General features: G+C 64.0%; 20 protein-coding genes. 9 read left to right on the forward strand and 11 right to left on the reverse strand.

What is annotated here, in order from left to right; all coding sequences use genetic code 11:
- The 5 genes from BG57_RS22120 to BG57_RS22140 form a co-directional block, all read right to left on the reverse strand.
- Positions 1–354 (reverse strand): ABC transporter permease subunit (locus tag BG57_RS22120; RefSeq protein ID WP_035968084.1); only part of this gene is annotated, 354 nt, incomplete at its 3' end.
- A gap of 24 nt (positions 355–378) precedes the next feature.
- Positions 379–1,329 (reverse strand): branched-chain amino acid ABC transporter permease, encoded by a 951-nt coding sequence (locus tag BG57_RS22125; RefSeq protein ID WP_035968088.1) that lies wholly within the window; start codon positions 1,327–1,329, stop codon positions 379–381.
- A 221-nt stretch (positions 1,330–1,550) separates the two neighbouring features.
- A complete protein-coding gene (locus tag BG57_RS22130) occupies positions 1,551–2,768 on the reverse strand; it encodes a branched-chain amino acid ABC transporter substrate-binding protein (RefSeq protein WP_035968090.1) in 1,218 nt (405 codons plus the stop codon).
- Between the two features lie 345 nt (positions 2,769–3,113).
- A complete protein-coding gene (gene ispH, locus BG57_RS22135) occupies positions 3,114–4,082 on the reverse strand; it encodes a 4-hydroxy-3-methylbut-2-enyl diphosphate reductase (protein WP_035968091.1) in 969 nt (322 codons plus the stop codon).
- Between the two features lie 2 nt (positions 4,083–4,084).
- A complete protein-coding gene (locus tag BG57_RS22140) occupies positions 4,085–4,540 on the reverse strand; it encodes an FKBP-type peptidyl-prolyl cis-trans isomerase (RefSeq protein WP_035968092.1) in 456 nt (151 codons plus the stop codon).
- Between the two features lie 204 nt (positions 4,541–4,744).
- On the opposite strand from BG57_RS22140, the gene radC reads away from it, so the two are divergent.
- From radC to nadB, 4 genes are all read left to right on the forward strand, one after another.
- The gene (gene radC / locus BG57_RS22145; protein ID WP_035968093.1) at positions 4,745–5,482 is read left to right on the forward strand and encodes a RadC family protein; all 738 of its coding nucleotides are present in this window, start codon (positions 4,745–4,747) and stop codon (positions 5,480–5,482) included.
- 233 nt (positions 5,483–5,715) lie between these two features.
- Positions 5,716–5,949 carry a 50S ribosomal protein L28 gene (gene rpmB / locus BG57_RS22150; protein WP_035968094.1) on the forward strand — a complete coding sequence of 78 codons (234 nt, stop codon included), beginning with the start codon at positions 5,716–5,718 and terminating at the stop codon, positions 5,947–5,949.
- 11 nt (positions 5,950–5,960) lie between these two features.
- On the forward strand, positions 5,961–6,128 hold the full coding sequence (rpmG, locus tag BG57_RS22155; RefSeq protein ID WP_014190626.1) for a 50S ribosomal protein L33: 168 nt from the start codon (positions 5,961–5,963) through the stop codon (positions 6,126–6,128).
- Between the two features lie 189 nt (positions 6,129–6,317).
- Positions 6,318–7,916, forward strand: coding sequence for an L-aspartate oxidase (nadB, locus tag BG57_RS22160; RefSeq protein WP_035968096.1), 1,599 nt, complete (start codon positions 6,318–6,320; stop codon positions 7,914–7,916).
- A gap of 6 nt (positions 7,917–7,922) precedes the next feature.
- On the opposite strand, the gene nadC is transcribed toward nadB, so the two are convergent.
- The 6 genes from nadC to purN all read right to left on the reverse strand — a co-directional run bounded on the left by nadC (position 7,923) and on the right by purN (position 14,823).
- On the reverse strand, positions 7,923–8,786 hold the full coding sequence (nadC, locus tag BG57_RS22165) for a carboxylating nicotinate-nucleotide diphosphorylase (RefSeq protein ID WP_035968100.1): 864 nt from the start codon (positions 8,784–8,786) through the stop codon (positions 7,923–7,925).
- Positions 8,786–9,913: a quinolinate synthase NadA gene (gene nadA / locus BG57_RS22170; RefSeq protein ID WP_035968103.1), complete on the reverse strand. Its 1,128-nt coding sequence runs from the start codon at positions 9,911–9,913 to the stop codon at positions 8,786–8,788. The genes nadC and nadA overlap by 1 nt, the downstream gene beginning before the upstream one ends.
- A 110-nt stretch (positions 9,914–10,023) precedes the next feature.
- A complete protein-coding gene (locus tag BG57_RS22175; RefSeq protein ID WP_035968105.1) occupies positions 10,024–11,223 on the reverse strand; it encodes a DesA family fatty acid desaturase in 1,200 nt (399 codons plus the stop codon).
- A 262-nt stretch (positions 11,224–11,485) separates the two neighbouring features.
- A complete protein-coding gene (locus tag BG57_RS22180; RefSeq protein WP_035968106.1) occupies positions 11,486–12,859 on the reverse strand; it encodes a mechanosensitive ion channel family protein in 1,374 nt (457 codons plus the stop codon).
- 6 nt (positions 12,860–12,865) lie between these two features.
- A complete protein-coding gene (locus BG57_RS22185) occupies positions 12,866–14,176 on the reverse strand; it encodes an RsmB/NOP family class I SAM-dependent RNA methyltransferase (RefSeq protein WP_035968109.1) in 1,311 nt (436 codons plus the stop codon).
- Entirely contained in the window at positions 14,173–14,823 is a 651-nt protein-coding gene (purN, locus tag BG57_RS22190) for a phosphoribosylglycinamide formyltransferase (protein WP_035968111.1), read from the reverse strand. The genes BG57_RS22185 and purN overlap by 4 nt, the downstream gene beginning before the upstream one ends.
- 164 nt (positions 14,824–14,987) lie before the next feature.
- Here purN and BG57_RS22195 point away from each other — a divergent pair, with 164 nt between their 5' ends.
- The 5 genes from BG57_RS22195 to BG57_RS22215 all read left to right on the forward strand — a co-directional run bounded on the left by BG57_RS22195 (position 14,988) and on the right by BG57_RS22215 (position 21,689).
- Entirely contained in the window at positions 14,988–15,983 is a 996-nt protein-coding gene (locus tag BG57_RS22195) for a bifunctional riboflavin kinase/FAD synthetase (protein WP_035968114.1), read from the forward strand.
- Positions 15,984–16,076: 93 nt separating this feature from the next.
- Positions 16,077–18,908 (forward strand): isoleucine--tRNA ligase, encoded by a 2,832-nt coding sequence (gene ileS / locus BG57_RS22200; protein WP_035968116.1) that lies wholly within the window; start codon positions 16,077–16,079, stop codon positions 18,906–18,908.
- Between the two features lie 14 nt (positions 18,909–18,922).
- Positions 18,923–19,417 carry a signal peptidase II gene (lspA, locus tag BG57_RS22205; protein ID WP_371875833.1) on the forward strand — a complete coding sequence of 165 codons (495 nt, stop codon included), beginning with the start codon at positions 18,923–18,925 and terminating at the stop codon, positions 19,415–19,417.
- Between the two features lie 52 nt (positions 19,418–19,469).
- Positions 19,470–20,678, forward strand: coding sequence for a bifunctional phosphopantothenoylcysteine decarboxylase/phosphopantothenate--cysteine ligase CoaBC (coaBC, locus tag BG57_RS22210; RefSeq protein ID WP_035968121.1), 1,209 nt, complete (start codon positions 19,470–19,472; stop codon positions 20,676–20,678).
- A gap of 3 nt (positions 20,679–20,681) precedes the next feature.
- Positions 20,682–21,689: an LLM class flavin-dependent oxidoreductase gene (locus tag BG57_RS22215; protein ID WP_035968122.1), complete on the forward strand. Its 1,008-nt coding sequence runs from the start codon at positions 20,682–20,684 to the stop codon at positions 21,687–21,689.

A 21,689-nucleotide genomic window follows, 5' to 3' on the forward strand; every position in this document is an offset into this window, starting at 1 on the left:
AAGGAACGGCACGTGCAGGCCGCCCGGCGCGAGGTGCGCGATCCATTCGAACTGCGACGTGAGCTGCGGCGACGACAGCAGCGCCGCCGTGTACGCGCCGACCGCGTAGAACGCGATATAGCCCAGGTCGAGCAGGCCGGCGAAGCCGACCACCACGTTGAGACCGAGCGCCAGCATCACGTAGAGCATCGCGAAGTCGAGCACGCGGACCCAGTAGTTGCCGCCGGCCGCGCCGATCACCATCGGCGCTGCGATCACGAACACGGCGGTCAGAACGCCGACGACGAGCGTCTTCGTCGTGTTCTTCTCGGGGATGAGCGTCGTCGACGGCTCAATCGGTTGAATCGATGTCATTTTATTCAGCTCCTCACACGGTCTTTAAGCGCGATCCGCGACACGTTCGCCGAGCAGACCCGACGGACGGAACACGAGCACGATGATCAGCACGATGAAGGCGAACACGTCCTGATAGTTACTGCCGAAGACGCCGCCCGTCAGATTGCCGATGTAACCGGCGCCCAATTGCTCGATCAAGCCGAGCAGCACGCCGCCGACCATCGCGCCGCCCAGATTGCCGATACCGCCCAGCACCGCCGCCGTGAACGCCTTCAGGCCGGGGATGAAGCCCATGTAGAAGTGCGCGTTGCCGTATTCCGACGCGATCATCACGCCGGCGAGCGCGGCGAGCGCGGAACCGATCATGAAGGTCGCGGAAATCACGAAGTTCGGATTCACGCCCATCAGCGATGCGACGCCGGGGTTCTCGGCGATCGCGCGCATTGCACGGCCGAGCTTGGTCTTGTGCACGAGCAGGAGGAGACCGGCCATCACGAGGAACGCGACCACGATGATGACGATTTCCGTCATCGAGATCACGGCGCCCGGGTTGTTCTCGCCGGCGGTGATCACGTTGATCGGATCGGTCGGCAGAAGCTGCGGGAACGCGAGCGGATTGCGGCCCCAGATCATCATCGCGATGGTCTGCAACAGAATCGACACGCCGATGGCGGTGATCAGCGGCGCGAGACGCGGCGCCTTGCGCAGCGGCCGGTACGCGACTTTCTCGATCGTATAACCCACGACCGCGCAAACAACCGCGGCAATCACGAGCGCGATCGTCAGCATGATCGGCCCGGGCATCGATGGAAAGTGGTTCTGCATGACGCCTATCGCTGACAGGGCGACCATCGCGCCCACCATCAGCACGTCGCCGTGCGCGAAGTTGATGATGCCGAGAATCCCGTACACCATCGTATAGCCCAGAGCGATGATGGCGTAGACGCTGCCAAGCACCAGACCGTTGATGATCTGCTGGATGAAAATATCCATTAAAAGCTCCTTAGCCCCGTGCGACCAGATCACGCCTTTATCACCGGCCGATAAACCGGTGTGAAGCGAAATCTGGAGCAGCACTGCGCGTACTTTTGAAAAAAACCGGTAAGGGTTAATCGCCTGCCGTTCGGCCCGCCGCCGGATAGGTGCGGGCTTCCGGCAGACGGATACGAAACGGCGCTGTCGATAAGGCGCCGCAAGACTGCAAACGCCTGCTGCTACTGCTTGACGACGTCGAGCACTTCCTTCTTTTTGTCCTTGAAGTCGTAAAGCGTGATGGTGCCCGCCTTCAGATCGCCTTTATCGTCAAACGCGATATGCCCCGTCAGACCGTTGAAATCCGTCGTGGCCATCGCCGCGAGCACCTTGCCCGCTTCGATGGAATTGGCGCGCTTCATTGCATCGACGATCACGTACATCGCGTCATACGTGAACGGCGCGTAAATCTGCACCGGCGTGTGAAAACGTGCTTCGTACTTCTGCGCGAAGTCCGCCCCCTTGTCCATCTTCGAGAGCGCGGGCCCGGCTTCCGTGCAGACGACGTTCTGCACCGCGTCGCCCGCCAGCTCCGGCAACTGCTGCGTGCAGACGCCGTCGCCCGCCAGAATCTTCGCCTTCACGCCAAGCGCCGCGGCTTCCTTCGCGAACGGGCCGCCCGTCACGTCCATGCCGCCGTACATCACCACGTCGGGCTGCACGCGCTTGATCTTCGTGATGATCGCCTTGAAATTGCGCGCCTTCTCGGTTGTCGACTCGCGCGCCGCAATCTTTATCCCGCCTGCCTGAACCGTCTTTGCGAACTCGTCCGCGAGGCCGCGGCCGTAGGCGCTGGCGTCATCGACGATCACGACTTTCTTCGCATGCAGCGTCTTCATCGCGTAGCCGGCCAGCACGGGGCCCTGCTGCGCGTCGGTGGCCACGACGCGGAACGTCGTCTTGTAGCCTTGCTTCGTGTACTGCGGGTTCGTCGTCGAGGGCGAGATCTGCGCGATGCCCGCATCGCTATAAATCTTCGACGCCGGAATCGACACGCCCGAATTCAAATGTCCGATCACGGCGACCACATGGTCATCGATGAGGCGCTGCGCGGCTTCCTCGCCGGTGCGCGGATCGGCGGCATCGTCCTGGCTGTCGAGCTGAAGGCGGATGGCGCGACCGTCGATCGTCAGACCCTGACTGCTGATTTCTTCCAGCGCGAGCCGCGCGCCGTTTTCATTGTCCTTGCCGAGATGCGCCTGAGTGCCGGTGAGCGGCGCGACATGACCGATCCTGACGATCGTCGCCTCGCTCGCGGGCGCCACGGCTGCCGCCGGCGCGACAGCGGCGCTGGCCGCCGACGCTGCTCCGCCCGCTCCGCCTTCGTCCTTCTTGCCGCATGCAGTTGCCATTGCAACCGCAGCCGCGATGGACACGGCGTGAGCAAACTTGAATCGCATCAAATAGGTCTCCTGCGGCTTTCAAAACGGTTACCAAAGCCCCTTGGGACTCAAGACGCGCGAATTGTAACGCCAAATATGAGACGAGCAATATTCTTGCGTGGCGGGGTTTTCCAGCATTGCAACCCGCATTTTCGGGCTGTTTCGCAGCAAAAGCGCAACCGGGTTGCGATCCACCGTTGTGCAGTAGTTGCACCACTTCAGCAGTGGGCCTACAGCGAGCCTCAAAAACTTGAGTCGCGAAGTGGTCCAGATTGGTGCATCCTGTTCAATGAAGCCCGTCGCGGTACGAAGCACAGGACGAAAAAAAAGCGCCCGGAGGCGCTTTTCGAGGAATCCGTCTAATTACTGCGGCAGGGACAAACCGCGCGGCAGCGGGAAGGAAATCGTTTCTTCGATGCCTTCGAGCGACCGCACGCTGCGCACGCCAAGTTCCCGCAGCCGTTCGATGACCGCCTGAGCCAGCACTTCCGGCGCGGATGCTCCCGCCGTCACGCCGATGCGCTTCTTCCCCTTCAGCCACGCCGGATCGATCTGGGCAGGCGAGTCCACCATATAAGCGGGAATGCCGCTGCGCTCCGCCACTTCCCGCAGGCGGCTCGAATTCGAGCTGTTCGGGCTGCCGACCACGATCACCACATCGCACTGCGGCGCAAGAAACTTCACCGCGTCCTGGCGATTCTGCGTCGCGTAACAGATGTCCTGCTTCTTCGGTTCCTTGACGCTCGGATACTTGCGCTTCAGCGCATCGATGATGGCGGAGGCATCGTCGACGGAAAGCGTCGTCTGCGTGACATAGGCGATGCGGTTCGGATCGCGCAAGTCGAGCTTCTGCACGTCGTCGATATCTTCGACGAGATGCATGCCTTCGCCCGACTGCCCCATCGTGCCTTCGACTTCCGGATGGCCCTTGTGGCCGATCATCACGATATCGAAGCCTTCCTGGCGCATCTTCGCGACCTCCATGTGCACCTTGGTCACGAGCGGACACGTGGCGTCGAACACACGCAGACCGCGCGCTTCGGCCTCGGCGCGCACTGCCTTCGATACCCCGTGCGCGCTGAAAATCAGCGTGCTGCCCTCGGGCACGTCCGTCAGTTCCTCGATGAAGATCGCGCCCTTCTTGCGCAAATCCGCGACGACATAGGCGTTATGGACGATTTCGTGCCTGACGTAGATCGGCGCGCCGAACAGCTTGATGGCCCGCTCGACGATCTCGATGGCGCGATCGACGCCCGCACAGAACCCGCGCGGCTGGGCGAGCAGGATTTCGAGGTCGGTTTCGATGTCGTTGAGGCTTTCGGTCAGGCTCATGGCTACAGAATTCCGATGATTTTCACTTCGAAGGCCAGCGCCTGGCCGGCGAGCGGGTGATTGAAGTCGAACAGCGCCGACGTCTCGCCCACTTCCTTGAGCACGCCGGCGTAGCGCCCGCCGTTGGGCGCGTTGAATTCGACGAGATCGCCCGGAGAAAAATCCTCGCCGATCATGCTGTTTTCGCGCAGCGTCGCAAGCGACACGCGCTGCACCAGTTCCGGATTGCGCGGCCCGAACGCCTGCTCGGGCGTTAGCTGAAAGGTCGAATGGTGGCCGACCTTCAATCCCAGCAGAATTTCTTCGAGCGGCGGCGCGAGCTGGCCCGCGCCCAGGAGGAGCGTCGCGGGCTTTTCGGTGAAGGTATTCACGATGTCGGCACCATCGGCCAGTGCGAGCCGGTAATGAAGCGTGACGTGGGAACCGGGTTTCACCTCGGAGATATCGATGATGCTCATGAGTATTGGATGTGGCGGTTCAGTGAGAAGCGCGGCGTGCGCCGGGCGAGCGGCGGCTCTTCGGCACGAAGCTGCGAACCGCGGGGCGCATCGTCGGAACGAGCGCCAAAACCGCTATTGTAAGACAGAGTTGCGTAACGTCGTGACGGGCGCACGCGGCGTTCGTGCGGCGCGCCTCGCAAGTTTGCTTGTACGGAGCGTGCGATGACAGCCGCCCTTCCGCTGCCCGCGCCCGTCGATGCAATCGTGCAGGAGCGGCTGCGCTCACTGTCGATTCCCGAATGGGACGAGGCCGACCGGCCGCGCGAGCGTCTGCTCAAGGCCGGACCAGCCACGCTCTCCGACGCCGAACTGCTCGCGCTTTTCCTGCGGACGGGCGTGCCGGGCCTGACCGCCGTCGACGTAGCGCGCGCGCTGCTGCGACGATTTGGCTCACTGCGCGCGGTGCTGGATGCGTCCGCGTCCGATTTGCAGGACGAGCGCGGCGTCGGCGAAGCGCGCGCCGCGACGCTGCTCGCCGTGTCCGAAATGTGCCGCCGGGCGCTCGCCGAGAAGGCGCGCGACCGCATGCTCCTCAATTCGCCCGGCGCGGTGGAAGACTTCCTGCGCCTGAAAATCGGCACGCGGACGAACGAAGTGTTCATCTGCATCTATCTGGACGCGCGTCATCAACTACTGGATATCTGCGAGGAGGCGCAAGGGTCGCTGACGCGGGTGGCGGTTTATCCGCGCGAGATCGTCAAGCGCGCACTTGCATTCAATGCGGCGGGGCTGATCGTCGCGCATAATCATCCGTCGGGCGGCGTCGAGCCCAGCGGCAGCGACCGCAAGCTCACGCGCACGCTGCAGGATGCCCTCGCACTCATCGACGTCAAGCTGCTGGATCATATGGTCGTCGCGTCCAATGACATTTTTTCGTTCGCGCGCGAGGGCTGGCTGTGACGCTCCAAACACAGGCGCGCCCGGACCAGAAAATCTTGATAACGCACTGTTTTTCCTGCTAGAATCCTCGTTTGCTTTTTTCAACCCGCCTGTTCTGATCCACGCAGTCCTCATTGGCATAACCGTGCTGCCAAGTCCCCGATCGGCAAATTGGGCGATTAGAGGCATCGACGAAGGAATTCTCCTTCATTCGAGCGTTCGATTCAGACTCAACGTGTATTAGGAGTGTCACCATGGCACGCGTATGCCAAGTAACTGGGAAAGGCCCGATGTCGGGCAACAACGTTTCCCACGCAAACAACCGGACCAAGCGTCGTTTCCTGCCGAACCTGCAGAACCGCCGTTTCTTCGTTGAAAGCGAAAACCGCTGGGTGCGTCTGCGCGTCTCGAACGCCGGCCTGCGCCTGATCGACAAGAACGGTATTGACGCCGTGCTCGCAGACTTGCGCGCACGCGGTGAAATCTAAGGAGCACGCACATGGCCAAAGGCGCACGCGACAAGATCAAGCTGGAGTCGACCGCAGGCACGGGTCACTTCTACACGACGACCAAGAACAAGCGCAACATGCCGGAAAAGATGCTGATCAAGAAGTTCGATCCCGTCGCCCGCAAGCATGTTGACTACAAGGAAACCAAGATCAAGTAAATCTTGATCTCGAGTCCTTGACGAAGACACCGGAAAGCCCCGCCCATGCGGGGCTTTCTGCGTTTCGGCCCGATATTTCGCGTTTTCACACGCTTTTCACACGCCCGTGCGCGGGTTTTCGTTGTTCGTGCCGCACACCGCGCGTTATGCTTGCCGGCTAGGCAAGCACGGGAACGGAGACGCGGCAGCATGAATTTCGATGTAGCGATCGTAGGAAGCGGCCTCGCGGGACTGAGCGTCGCGCTGAACCTGGCCGAGACGCGGCGCGTCGCGATTGTCGCGAAACGCCCGGTGAGCGAGGGCGCCAGCGACTGGGCTCAGGGCGGCATCGCGGCGGTGCTGGATTCGGCCGACAGTATCGACAATCATGTCGCCGATACGCTTATCGCGGGCGGCGGCCTGTGCGACGAAGCCGCGACGCGCTTCATCGTCGAGAACGGGCGCGCGGCGATCGAATGGCTGATCAATGCGGGCGTCCCCTTCACCCGCGATAGCTCCGCGGAACTCGGGTTTCATCTGACGCGCGAAGGCGGTCATAGTCACCGCCGCATCATTCACGCCGCCGACGCGACGGGCCACGCCGTCGTCACGACGCTCAACGAGCGCGTGCGCAATCATCCGAACATCACCGTTCTCGAAGATCACTACGCGATCGACCTCATCACGTCCGACCGGCTTGGAATGCCCGGCCATCGTTGCCACGGTCTCTATGCGCTCGACCTGAAAAGCGGCCGGACCGTGACGATCCAGGCGCCGCATACGGTGCTGGCGACGGGCGGCGCGGGCAAGGTCTATCTCTACACGACCAATCCCGACACCGCCACCGGCGACGGCATCGCGATGGCGTGGCGCGCGGGCTGCCGTGTCGGGAACATGGAGTTCATCCAGTTCCATCCGACGTGCCTGTTCCATCCGTACGCGAAGTCGTTTCTCATCTCCGAAGCGGTGCGCGGCGAAGGCGGCATCCTGCGTCTGCCGGACGGCACGCGCTTCATGCCCGAACACGACGAACGCGCCGAACTCGCGCCCCGCGATATCGTCGCGCGGGCAATCGACTTCGAAATCAAGAAGCGCGGGATCGACTGCGTGTATCTGGACATCAGCCACCAGCCGCGTGCATTCCTCGAAGAACATTTCCCGACGATCCTCGCGCGCTGCCGCGAATTTGGCATCGACATCGCGAAGGAGCCGATTCCGGTCGTGCCCGCCGCACATTACACATGCGGCGGCATCGTCACCGATCTGGCCGGGCGCACGGACCGGCCGGGGCTGTATGCGGTCGGTGAAACCGCCTGCACCGGTTTGCATGGCGCGAACCGGCTCGCGAGCAATTCGCTGCTCGAATGCATCGTGATCGGACGCGCGGCGGCCAGCGCCATCGAAGCCGACGGCTTCTCCTCCGGCTGCCACGCCGAGTTGCCCGACTGGGACGAGAGCCGCGTGTCGGACCCGGACGAGGAAGTCGTCGTCGCGCACAACTGGGACGAGTTGCGGCGGCTCATGTGGAATTACGTCGGCATCGTGCGCACGGACAAGCGGCTCGCGCGTGCGCAACACCGGATTGCGCTGCTGCGCGACGAGATCCACGAGTACTACGCGAACTTCAAGGTGAGCCGCGATCTGCTCGAACTGCGCAATCTGGTCGACGTGGCGTCGCTGATCGTCGAGAGCGCCTGCACGCGGCGCGAAAGCCGCGGCCTGCACTTCAGCCGCGACTGGCCCGGCACCCTGCCGAAAGCGCTGCCGACCGTGCTGATGCCGCCACCGAAGCGGCGGCGCGGCGTCTGACGGACGCTAGAGAATGCGCATCGAAAAGTCGGTGGCGCGCACGTCTTTCGTGAGCGCGCCGATCGAGATGCGGTCGACGCCCGTTTCCGCGATCGCGCGCACGGTGTCGAAATTCACGCCGCCCGATACTTCCAGCAACGCGCGGCCTGCCGTGATGCGCACGGCGTCGCGCATGGCGTCGAGCGCGAAGTTATCGAGCAGAACGGATTCCGCGCGATGCGCCAGCGCCGTTTCGAGCTGCGCAAGCGTTTCGACTTCGATCTGAATCGGTACGCCGGCGTTCAGGGCGAGCGCCGCATCCATTGCCTCGCCGACGCCGCCCGCCGCCGCGATGTGATTTTCCTTGATCAGAATGCCGTCATACAGCGCGAGCCGCTGATTCGCTCCGCCGCCCACGCGCACGGCGTATTTCTGCGCGAGCCGCAAGCCCGGCAGCGTCTTGCGCGTATCGAGGATGCGCGCGCGCGTGCCTTCTATCGCATCGACATAACGGCGCGTCGCGCTCGCCACGCCCGAAAGCAGCTGCAGGAAGTTGAGGCCGTTGCGCTCGGCGGTCAGCAGCGCACGCGCCGGACCGTGCAGAAGGACGACGGGCGTATCGGCCGCCATGCGCTGCCCTTCCTTGTAATGCCATTCCATCTCGATCGACGGATCGACCCGCCGCATCACTTCGATGAACCACGGCACGCCGCACAGCACCGCGTCCTCTCGCACGAGGATGCGCGCCGTGCGCCGCGCGTCGGCGGGCACGAGACGGCCGGTGACGTCGCCGCTGCCGATGTCTTCCGCGAGCGCATCGGCGACATTGCGCGAAAGCGCCGCGTCGAATGCTTCGCCGTACTGGGCGCGGACTTCTTCGAATATCGACATCACGCGGCTCCGACGTTCGTGAACAGCGCGGCGTCCTTCGCCAGATCGCCGCTCGTCTGCACGCGCTTCTTGTGGCGTGCGGCGAAATCGAGCATCCGGTCGATCGGCACGCGCGCCCGTTCGCCGATTGCGGCATCGACGTGAATCTCGTTGTGGCCGCGTTCGAGCACGTCGGCAAGATTGGCGAGGCCGTTCATCGCCATCCACGGACAATGCGCGCAGCTCTTGCACGTCGCGCTGTTGCCGGCCGTCGGGGCCTCGATGAACGTCTTGCCGGGCGCGGCGAGCCGCATCTTGTGCAGGATGCCCAGGTCCGTCGCGACGATGAAGCGTTTCGCATCGAGCCGTACGGCGGCGTCGATCAGTTGCGTGGTCGAGCCGACGACATCGGCCAGCCGCACGACCGCTTCCGGCGATTCCGGATGCACGAGAATCTTCGCGTCCGGATACTCGGCGCGCAAAAGATCCAGTTCGACGCCCTTGAACTCGTCATGCACGAGACACGAGCCCTGCCACAGCAACATGTCCGCGCCGGTCTTTTTCTGAATGTAGCCGCCGAGATGCCGGTCCGGCGCCCACAGAATCTTCTCACCACGCGCGTGCAAATCCGCAACGATTTCCAGACCGATCGACGACGTCACCATCCAGTCGGCCCGCGCCTTCACCGCCGCGCTCGTGTTCGCGTAGACGACGACGGTGCGGTCCGGATGGGCATCGCAGAAAGCGGAGAATTCGTCGGCGGGGCAGCCGAGATCGAGCGAGCAGGTCGCGTCGAGGTCGGGCATCAGCACGCGCTTGGCGGGGCTCAGAATCTTGGCCGTCTCGCCCATGAAGCGCACGCCCGCGACGACCAGCGTCTTCGCGGCATGGTCGCGGCCGAAGCGCGCCATTTCGAGCGAATCGGCGACGCAGCCGCCCGTTTCGTCGGCGAGCTCCTGAAGCTCGGCATCGACGTAATAGTGCGCCACCAGCACCGCCTCTTCGCGCTTCAGAAGCGCACGAATGCGCTCCTTCAACGCCCGTTTCTCTTCCGGCGACGGCGCGTTCGGCACTCTCGCCCACGCCTCGCCCACTCCGCACGTCAGGCCTTGCGGCCGGTCGTACTCGACGCTCCTGATCGCTTCCATGTCCCCTGTCCCGCCCTTCGAGCAAAAAACAACGCGAAATCCGCCGCACAAAAACAAAGACCCCGCCAGAGCGGGGTCTTGTGACGTCTTTAAATCTTAGCGGATATTGCTCACAAAGCGTAGCGACGCAGACGCAGCGCGAAATCCTGCAGCGCCTTGATGCCGCTCTGTTCCGCGCGATGGCACCAGTCCTGCAACTGAGCCAGCAGTTGCTCGCGCGATGCGTTGGAGCGGTCCCACATCGCCGCCAGGTCCTTGCGCAGTTCGATGTACGTGCGCAGCTTCTGATTGTCGGAGAACAGTTCCGGCAGTTGCTGGCGCTGCGGTTCGTTCAGGCCGTCTTCTTCCTTGTGGAACCACTTACGCGCGCCGCGCATCAGTTGGTACTTCTCGCGTGCGCCGGCTTCCTTCAGCTTCGCCAGTTCCTGCGCGTAGGCGTGCTTGAGGGCCTTGCCGTAGCGCGCCATCACTTCGTAGCGGTTCGCCAGCACGGCCTGCAGCGTGTCGTGATCCACCACAGCCTTGCTTTCCGACAGACGCGGCGTGGGCGCGAGCTTCTTCACCTTCGCAAGGCCGATCGCCGACAGAATGCGGATGTACATCCAGCCGATATCGAACTCATACCACTTGCTCGACAGCTTCGCCGACGTCGCGTACGTGTGGTGGTTGTTATGCAGCTCTTCGCCGCCGATCAGGATGCCGAGCGGGAAGATGTTCGTGCTCGCGTCGGCCGAATTGAAGTTGCGATAGCCCCAGAAATGCGCGAGACCGTTGACGACGCCCGCCGCCCAGAACGGAATCCAGATCATCTGCACGGCCCACACCGACAGACCGACGATGCCGAACAGCGCGACGTCGATGACCATCATGATGCTGATGCCGAGAATCGGATAGCGCGTGTAGACGTTGCGCTCCAGCCAGTCGTTCGGCGTGCCGTGACTAAAGCGGCGCAGCGTCTCTTCGTTTTTCGCTTCCGCGCGATACAGTTCCGCGCCTTCGAGCAGCACCTTCCAGATGCCGCGCGTCTGCGGGCTGTGCGGATCTTCTTCGGTCTCGCACTTCGCGTGGTGTTTACGGTGGATCGCCGCCCATTGGCCGGTCAGCATGCCCGTGGTCATCCACAGCCAGAACCGGAAGAAATGGCTTGCGACGGGATGCAGGTCCAGCGCGCGGTGCGCCTGGCAGCGATGCAAATAGATGGTGACGCCGGCGATGGTGACGTGCGTCATCGCGAGCGTGAACAGCAGAATCTGCCACCAAGAAAAGTCGAGCAATCCGTTGGCGAGAAATTCGAGGGAAGAATTCAGCAAGGCAGTTTACCTGTGTAGCTGTGAAATTCGGGAAAAATGGCCGGTTGAAACTGTTCCGAAGTGAATCCGAAACGCGAGGCGGCCGGCTTGTCGGGCACGTGAAAGGTGTGCGCGCGAGTTCGATCGCATTCTACTGCAGTCGTTCCAAGTCTTTGTCGTAAAGGTGGATTTTTTTGAATCCGCGACAAACGAGAAAAATCTCACGCCCGCCTTTCCGTTCGATTCCTTACGGAACCGGAAGGAATGACGCTCACGGCATCGGTCAGAGGGCGCTTCGCGGCGCTTGCGCGCCGTCAACTTGCCGCGATTCGGTCATTCCGACCGAATCGACCGTCGCGCCTTGGACGATTCTGACTTCTCGCTGCGCATGCGGAATCGAAATTCCGTTCTCCGAGAATAACCGCCAAACGCGCCGGTTGACTTGCGACTTAACGCCGCCGGTCCCCTTGGCTGCATCCTCGATCCAGAAACTCAGCTCCAGATTAATGCCGTCCGCGCCGAAGCTCGCGAGCAGCGCGGCGGGAGCCGGGTTCTGCAGCACGCGCTCGACACCCTCCGTTGCTTCGACGAGCAATTGCATCGCGCGTTCCACGTCGCTCTGATAACTGACCTGCACGGCGATCTTCGCGTTCCCCCGCGTCAGATACGAGGAGTGATTCTGTACGACATCGGTGATGAGCTTTTCGTTCGGAATCAATGTTTCGATGCCGTCGAGTCCGCGCACGACTGTGTATCGCGTGCGAATCTGCGTGACGGTGCCCTGCGAGCCGCTCACGCTGATCATGTCGCCGAGCCGCAACGACCGGTCGAGCAGGATGATGAATCCCGATACGTAGTTGCTCGCGATCTTCTGCAAGCCGAAGCCGAGGCCCACGCCGAGCGCGCCGCCGAACACGCCCAGCACCGTCACGTCGATGCCGACGATCGACAGGCTGACGAGAATCGCCGCGAGAATCATCAGCGCCCGCGCGACGCGCGCCAGCACCACCTTGAGATTCGCATCGAGCGAGCGGGCGCGCATCAGGCGTTCGTCGATGAGCGCGCCGGCCCACATCGCGCCGATCAGCGTCACGCAGACCCACAGCACGCCCGAAGCGAGCGAGAGCAGCGTCATGTGCGCGTTGGCGAAATTGAAGCGCACGCTCGCCATCCAGCGCACCACGTCGTCCTGAATGCCCATCACCGTGAGCAGCATGGCGAGCCAGACGAGCACCGTGACAAGCTTTTCGAACACGAAGAGCAACGCATGCGCTTCGTGCCCGCTCTCGCCGCCGCTCGTGCGGAACACACGGCGCACGGCATAGAACATCATGTAGATGACGGTGATGCCGCACAGCGGCACCAGCGCGAGCCGCAACAGCGCCGTGTGGATGAACGGCGCCAGCGCCAGTTGCGCGATGGCCACGAAGACCATCCCGAGGAGCGGAAAGAGCGCCTTGTTGAGGCTTTCCGCGCCGAATCGCACCGCTTCGAAGCGCGACTGGCGGCGCGCGTCGAGCTTCTTGCGCAACACGCGCGCGCACCACCACGCGATCGCGAGCAAACCGAGCAGCGCCGCGACCTGCCAGAGCGCTTGCGGCTCGCCGAAATCGCGGAACAGGCGCTCGGACAGATGCGTCAGGAAGCGGCTCTGCATCGGCGCTTAAGCGCTGGGTTCCCCGACGTCGTCGCTCGCCGGCTTCTGCGGCTTCGCTTCGGGCACGCGTTCGAGCACGGCGGCGAAAAAGCCGTCCGTGCCGTGCTTGTGCGGCCACAGCGACAGATAATCGCCGGTGTCCAGCTCGATGCGCTGCTCGGCGAGCACGTCGCGAGCGGGCACGACGCGGAAGTTCGGATGCGTCGCAAGAAACTGCGCGACGACGCCTTCGTTTTCCGCCTCGAGCGTGCTGCAGGTCGCGTAGACGAGACGGCCGCCGGTCTTCACGAGGCGCGCGGCGCTCGTGAGAATCGACAACTGCTTCGGCGTCAGCTCGGCGACCGTGGCCGGCGACTGGCGCCACTTGAGGTCGGGATTGCGGCGCAGCGTGCCGAGGCCGGAGCACGGCGCATCGACGAGCACGCGATCGATCTTGCCCGCAAGACGCTTGATCTTCGCGTCATGCTCGCTGTCGATCAGCACCGGGTTCACGTTCGACAAGCCGCTGCGCGCAAGGCGCGGCTTCAGCTTCGCGAGCCGGCGGTCGGATACGTCGAACGCATACAGCCGGCCGGTGGAGCGCATCATCGCGCCGAGCGCCAGCGTCTTGCCGCCCGCGCCCGCGCAGAAATCGACGATCATCTCGCCGCGGCGCGGCGCCACCAGCGAGCAGAGCAACTGGCTACCCTCGTCCTGCACTTCGATCCAGCCTTCCTGGAACGGCTGCAGCCGCGTGAGCGCCGGCTTGCCGTCCACGCGGATGCCGAACGGCGCGAACGGCATTTCGCCCGCGTCGATGCCCGCTTCGACCAGCGCCTTGATCGCGGCTTCACGCGTCGCCTTGATGGGATTCGCGCGCAGATCGAGCGGTGCGGGATAGTTCAGCGCGGCGGCGAGCTGCGCGAGTTCTTCCGGCTCGAAGCGCTTCGCCATGGCTTCGTAGATCCACTGCGGCAAATTCGTGCGCACGCGCACCGGCAGGCTCGCCGGATCGATCTTCGATACCTGCGACAACCACTGGTACTCGTCAGCCGACACATGCGGCTTGAGCGCGCTGAGACCGGCGGTCTGCATCAGCCCCAGCAGCGCAAGACGCCGCGCCTGGTTGCCGGCGCCGCTTTCCGCGAGATGCGAAAACTCCATTTTCCGGCGCAGCACCGCGAACACCGCCTCCGCGATCACGCCACGCTCGCCGTGACCCAGCTTCGGATGCGCGCGGAAAAAGCGGCTCGTCGCGGCATCAGCGGGACCGGCGAAACGCAGCACGTCCGCCAGCAGCGTTTCGGTTTGACCAATCAGAAATCCATGCAGCCTCATACGCCCTCCCCGGCAATGTCGGCAAAGAGCCATTGCGGCTCAGACGGCGTGAGGGCGACACGTTCGCCCTCGATAGCAAGACGCCCTTCGATGAACCAGCGCACCGCGCGCGGGTAAATGATGTGTTCGACCGTGAGCACGCGCGCGGCGAGCGCGGCGGCATCGTCGCCGGCGATGACCGGCACCGCGGCCTGCGCGACGATCGGTCCGTGATCGAGCGTCGGCGTCACGAAATGGACGCTCGCGCCGTGCACGCGCACGCCGGCGTCGAGCGCCTGCTGATGCGTGCGCAGACCCGGAAAACACGGCAGCAGCGACGGATGGACATTGAGCATGCGCCCGGCATAGCGTTCGACGAAGGCATCGGTGAGCACGCGCATGAAGCCCGCCAGCACCACGAGATCCGGCTCGAAGCGGTCGATTTCGCGGGCGAGCGCGGCATCGAATGCGCCGCGGTCATCGAACGCGCGATGATCGACCACCGCCGTGTCGATGCCGTTCGCGCCTGCGAAGCCGAGTCCGGCGGCATCGGGCCGGTTGGAAACGACCGCCGCGACGCGAGCCGGCCAGCCTTCCCGCGCACACGCGCGCACGACGGCCTCCATGTTGCTCCCGCGTCCGGAAATCAGAATAACGATTTTTTTCATCCGCCGATTTTATCATTTGGCGACGGCGAAAATCGTGCCAAAGGACAGCGAACCGCCAGCGAGCCCTTGTAAGCGCCGCCGCGTGGCCCGGGAACCGTCTCCGCGTGCGAGCGTTTATAATCGAATGCTTTGCGGCATCAGCCCTCCCACCGACCAAGCCTATCGTGAGAGTCTTCCGCGGCCTCCCCAATGCCGAGAGCCGGGCGCCCTGCGCACTGACCATCGGCAACTTCGACGGTGTCCATCGCGGCCACCAGGCGCTGCTTGCGCGCGTGCGTGCCGCCGCCGACGCGCGCGGGCTGCCGGTCTGCGTGATGACCTTCGAGCCGCATCCGCGCGAGTTCTTCAATCCGGCAGGCGCGCCGCCGCGCATCGCGATGTTGCGCGACAAGCTCGAAGCGCTGCGCACGAATGGCGTCGATCGCGTGGTGGTCGAGCATTTCAATCACACATTCGCGAGCCAGTCGCCGGATACGTTCGTGAAGAACGTCATCGTCGATGGCCTTCACGCGCGCTGGGTCATGGTCGGCGACGACTTCTGCTATGGCGCGAAACGCGCCGGCAACTTCGCCTCGCTGAAGGCGGCCGGCGACCAGTACGGCTTCGAAGTCGAGCAGATGGCCACCGTTGCGCATCCGAACGGCGCGCGCATTTCGTCGTCGTCGGTGCGGGCGTCGCTCGTCGCGGGCGATCTCGACGCCGCGCATCTCGCGCTCGGGCGTCCGTATGTCATTAGCGGTCACGTCGTGCATGGCGCGAAGCTCGGCCGCGATCTCGGCTTTCCCACGCTCAATCTGCCGATCGCGCACAAGCGCCCGGCCGCGTCGGGCATCTTCGTCGTGCGCGTGCATGGCCTCGCCGACGAGCCGCTGCCAGCAGTGGCAAGTCTCGGCCTTCGCCCGACCGTCGACGATTCCGGCCGCGTTCTTCTCGAAGTCTTCGTGCTCGACTGGCACGGCGACGCGTACGGCAAGCTCGTGCGCGTCGAATTCCTCAAGAAGCTGCGCGACGAGGAAAAGTACATCGACCTCGAAACGCTGTCCGCCGCCATCGCCAAAGATGTCGACAACACGCGCGCCTATTTCGGCCTGCCGCCCGCGAGCAACGCCGGCAGCCGCGCCACGGGCTTCGCCATTTCGGCCACCGACCGAATTAGGTGAGCGCGCGATGCACGCCGCATCGCCCGCTGCCCCGTCTTCGAATCATCGCGCGCCGTTTGCAAGCGCCGTCTCACCGAATTCACTGAGTCACTCATGAGCGACAAGAAAGAGAAAGCCTCCTCGAAATATCCGGTCAATCTGCTCGATACGCCCTTCCCCATGCGCGGCGACCTGCCGAAGCGCGAGCCCGCGTGGGTGAAGGAATGGCAGGACAAGAAGATCTACGAGAAGATCCGCGCCGCCTCGAAGGGCCGCAAGAAGTTCATCCTGCACGACGGCCCGCCGTACGCGAACGGCGACATCCACCTCGGTCACGCCGTCAACAAGATCCTGAAAGACATGATCGTCAAGGCGCGCAATCTCGCGGGCTTCGACGCGGTCTACGTGCCGGGCTGGGACTGCCACGGCATGCCGATCGAAATCCAGATCGAAAAGCAGTTCGGCAAGTCGCTGCCCGCCGCCGAAGTGATGCAGAAGGCGCGCGCTTATGCAAGCGAGCAGATCGAGAAGCAGAAGATCGGCTTCCGTCGTCTCGGCGTGCTTGGCGACTGGGACAATCCGTACAAGACCATGAACTTCGTCAACGAGGCCGGTGAAATCCGCGCGCTCGCGAAGATCATGGAAAAGGGCTATGTGTTTCGCGGCCTGAAGCCGGTGAACTGGTGCTTCGATTGCGGCTCGGCGCTGGCCGAGGCGGAAGTCGAATACAAGGACAAGACCGATCCGACCATCGACGTGCTGTTCGCGTTCGCCGAGCCGGAAAAGACTGCGCACGCGTTCGGCCTGCCGTCGCTGCCGAAGACCGAAGGCGGCATCGTCATCTGGACGACGACGCCCTGGACCATTCCCGCGAACCAGGCGTTGAACGTGCATCCGGAGATCGTGTATGCGCTCGTCGATACGCCGCGCGGCCTGCTGATCCTCGCGCAGGAACGCGTCGAAGCGTGCCTGCAGAACTACGGCCTGCCGGGCGACGTCATCGCGACGACGACCGGCGAGAAGCTCGCCAACCTGCGCTTCCATCATCCGCTCGCGGCCGCGCATCCGGGCTACAAGCGCACGTCGCCGGTCTATCTCGGCGACTATGTGACGACCGAAAGCGGCACGGGCATCGTGCACTCGTCGCCGGCGTATGGCGTGGAAGACTTCGTGTCGTGCAAGGCGCACGGCATGGCGGATTCGGACATCATCAATCCGGTGATGGGGGATGGCCGCTACATCGAATCGCTGCCGCTCTTCGGCGGGCTGTCGATCTGGAAGGCGAATCCGGAAATCGTCGGCGCGCTCGACAATGCCGGGTCCCTGCTCAAGACGGAAAAGTACACGCACAGCTATATGCATTGCTGGCGTCACAAGACGCCGATCATCTATCGCGCGACTTCGCAGTGGTTCGCCGGCATGGACGTGAAGCCGAAGGACGGCGGCCAGACGCTGCGCGAGACCGCGCTCGAAGGCGTCGAGAACACGGCGTTCTACCCGGCGTGGGGCAAGCAGCGTCTTTACAGCATGATCGCGAACCGCCCGGACTGGACGCTCTCGCGGCAGCGCCAATGGGGCGTGCCGATGGCGTTCTTCGTGCACAAGGAAACCGGCGAGCTGCATCCGCGCACGCTCGAATTGCTGGAAGAAGTAGCGAAGCGCGTGGAACAGGGCGGCATCGAGACGTGGCAATCGCTCGATCCGCGCGAGCTGCTCGGCGACGACGCCAACATGTTCGAGAAGAACCGCGACACGCTCGACGTGTGGTTCGACTCCGGCACGACGCACTGGCACGTGCTGCGCGGCTCGCACAAGGACGACCTGCAGTTCCCCGCCGACCTGTATCTCGAAGGCTCGGACCAGCATCGCGGCTGGTTCCATTCGTCGCTGCTCACCGCGTCGATGCTCGACGGCCGCCCGCCCTACGACGCGCTGCTGACGCACGGCTTCACCGTCGATGGCGAAGGCCGCAAGATGTCGAAGTCGCTCGGCAATGGCGTCGATCCGCATGAAGTGGCGAACCGCCTCGGCGCGGAAATCATCCGCTTGTGGATCGCATCGACGGATTATTCCGGCGAGCTCGCCATCTCCGAGGAAATTCTGAAACGCGTGACGGAGACGTATCGCCGTATCCGCAATACGTTGCGCTTCCTGCTCGCGAACCTGTCCGATTTCGACTTCGACCGTGACGCGGTGCCGGTGCAGGACTGGCTCGAGATCGACCGTTACGCGATCGCGCTCGCGCGCAACTTGCAGGACGACGCGCTCTCGCACTACGAGAAGTACGAATTCCACCCGGTCGTCGCGAAGCTCGCGACCTTCTGTTCCGAAGACCTGGGCGGCTTCTATCTCGACGTCCTGAAAGACCGTCTCTACACGATGAAGCCCGCTTCGCGCGAGCGCCGCAGCGCGCAGACCGCGCTGTATCACATCGCGCATGGCTTGCTGCGTCTGGTCGCGCCGTATCTGTCGTTCACGGCGGAAGAAGCGTACAAGGTGCTGAAGCCCGGTCAGGACACGATCTTCACGGAAGTCTTCCACGCGTATCCGGACATCGCGAATGCGGGCGAACTGCTCGACAAGTGGACGCTGATCCGCTCCGCTCGCGGCGACGTGACGAAGGCGCTCGAAGAAGCGCGCACGGCGAACCTGATCGGCTCGTCGCTGCAGGCGGAAGTCGTCGTCCGGGCAAGCGGCGCGCGTTATGACGCGCTCGCCAGTCTCGGCGATGCGTTGCGCTTCGTGCTCATCACGTCGCAGGCGCAAGTCGCGCAGGTCGCGAGCGAAGCGGAAGAAGGCGTCGACGTGACGGCATCGAGCTACATGAAGTGCGAGCGCTGCTGGCACTACTGCGCGGACGTCGGCTCGCATGCGGAGCATCCGGGGCTGTGCGGCCGCTGCTTCTCGAACCTCTTCGGCGCTGGCGAAACGCGAGGCGCAGCATAATGGCAACGAGAACGATGGCGAAACAAAGCTCTTCCAGTGGATCGCTCGCGCCGTGGCTCGGAATCGCGCTGATCGTGATCCTGTTCGACCAGTTGACGAAGATCGCGGTGCAGAAGGTGTTCGCCTACGGCGAGCCTCACGCGCTCGCGCCCTTCTTCAACCTGCTGCTCGTCTATAACCGCGGCGCGGCGTTCAGCTTCCTCGCGGCGGCGGGCGGCTGGCAGCGCTGGGCGTTCACGGCGCTGGGCGTCGTGGCGGCGGCCGTAATCTGCTATCTGCTCAAGAAGAACGCCACACAACGGCTTTTCTGCACGGCGCTCGCGCTCATCATGGGCGGCGCGATCGGCAACGTGATCGATCGCCTCGCGTACGGTCACGTGATCGACTTTCTCGACTTCCACGTCAACGCGTGGCACTGGCCGGCGTTCAATCTCGCCGATACCGCGATCACCATCGGCGCCGTGCTGCTGATTTTCGACGAACTGCGGCGCGTGCGCGGATCGCGATGATGTTCCGGCGCGGCTTCATCCGCAAGCCGCGCCTCTTTGCGACGGAGGCAAGTTGGAACTCGCAGGCAAACATCTCGTATTGGGGCTGACGGGCGGCATCGCGTGCTACAAGATCGCCGAACTCACGCGGCTGCTCGTCAAGGCTGGCGCGACGGTGCAGATCGTGATGACCGAAGCGGCGACGCAGTTCATCACGCCCGTCACGATGCAGGCGCTCTCGGGCCGTCCGGTGTACGTGTCGCAATGGGATGCGCGCATGCCGAACAACATGGCGCACATCGACCTGTCGCGCGAGGCCGATGCGATCGTCGTCGCGCCCGCTTCCACCGACTTCATCGCGAAGCTCGCGCACGGCATGTGCGACGACCTGCTTTCCACGCTGTGCGTCGCGCGTGACTGTCCGCTGCTCGTCGTCCCCGCGATGAATCGCCAGATGTGGCAGAACCCGGCCACGCAGCGCAACGTCGCGCAAGTGCGCGATGACGGCATCGAAGTGCTCGGCCCGGATTCCGGCTCGCAAGCGTGCGGCGAAGTGGGCGACGGACGCATGCTGGAGCCATCGGCGACGTTCGAAGCCATCTGCGCGTTCTTCCAGCCGAAGATTCTGCGCGGCCAGCGCGTGCTGATCACCGCCGGACCGACCTTCGAGCCGCTCGATCCGGTGCGCGGCATCACGAATCGCTCGTCGGGGAAAATGGGCTTCGCGCTGGCGCGGGCAGCGGCGCAGGCGGGCGCGGACGTGCATCTCGTCGCAGGCCCGGTGTCGCTGGCCACGCCGTGGGGCGTGTATCGCGAGGACGTGCAGACCGCGCAGCAGATGTACGACGCCGTCATGGAAGCCACGGCCGACGCGGACATTTTCATCGCGGTGGCGGCCGTCGCGGACTGGCGCGTCGATCACGCGAGCGCGCACAAGATCAAGAAGGCGCCGGGGCAGCCGTTGCCGTCGTTCGACTTCGTCGAAAATCCGGACATTCTCGCGTCCGTCGCCAAGCTGCCGAACCCGCCCTTTTGCGTGGGCTTCGCAGCGGAAAGCGCCGATCTCGACGTTCATGGCGAAGAGAAGCGCAAGCGCAAGAACGTGCCGCTTTTGATCGGCAATCTCGGCCCGCTCACCTTCGGCCGCGACGATAACGAAGTCGTGCTGTTCGAAGCATCGGGCGCCACGCCGCTGCCGCGCGCCGACAAGCAGCTTCTCGCGCGCACGCTGATCGGGGAAATCGCCAAACGTGCGCCGCGCGCCGGCACGCTCTTCTCCTGAGCCATGACGAAGCTATCGGTCCTCGATCAAACGCCGGTCATCCACGGCCACACGGCTGCGGATGCGATCGCGGCCACGCTCGATCTCGCGCAGCTCGCCGATGATCTCGGCTACACGCGCTACTGGTGCGCGGAGCATCACGGCCTCTACGGCGTCTCGAACCCGTGCCCGGAAGTGATGCTCGCGCGCATCGGCAGTCTGACGAAGCGCGTCCGCATCGGCTCGGGCGGCGTCATGCTGCCGTACTACAGTCCGTTCAAGGTGGCCGAGCAGTTTCTGATGCTCGAAGCGCTGTTCCCGAATCGCGTCGATCTCGGCGTCGGCCGGGCGCCGGGCGGCGACATGCGGACCGCGCAGGCGGTCGCTTCGGGCTCCTACAATCGCGGCGACATCTTTCCGCAGCAGGTCGCGGAACTGATTGCGCTTTTCAGCGGCAACATCCCCGAGGATTCCCTCGCCAAAGGCGTGCTGCTGCAACCGCAGATCGACACGCGCCCCGAACTCTGGATGCTCGGCTCGAGCGACTTCGGCGGCCTGCTGGCCGCGCAGCTCGGCATACGCTACGCGTTCGCGCATTTCATCAACGCGCAGTATGGGCATCGGGTGGCGGAGGCGTATCGCGAGCGTTTCACCGCCGGGCATGAGCAGATGCCGTATCTCGCGGCGGCTGTCTTCGTCATTTGCGCTGATACGGACAAGGAAGCCGAAGCGCTCGAACGCGCGGTCGATCTGCGCCGCGTGCAAATGGCTTACGGCCTGAATCAGCCGATACCGTCGACCGCGCAAGGCATCTCGCAGGTCTACGGCGAGCGCGAACTCGCCGTGATCGCGCAGGAAAAAGCACGCAGCATCATCGGCACGCCTGAGCGTGTGACCGACAAGCTGCATGCGCTGCAGGAACAATTCAACGCCGACGAGCTTATCGTCCTGACGGTCGCCGGCAGCTACGCCGCGCGCACGCGGTCCTATCAACTTCTGGCCGACGCGTTCGCGCTCGGCCGTTCAGCCTGA

This window comes from Caballeronia grimmiae, assembly GCF_000698555.1.
Taxonomy (GTDB): Bacteria; Pseudomonadota; Gammaproteobacteria; order Burkholderiales; family Burkholderiaceae; genus Caballeronia; species Caballeronia grimmiae.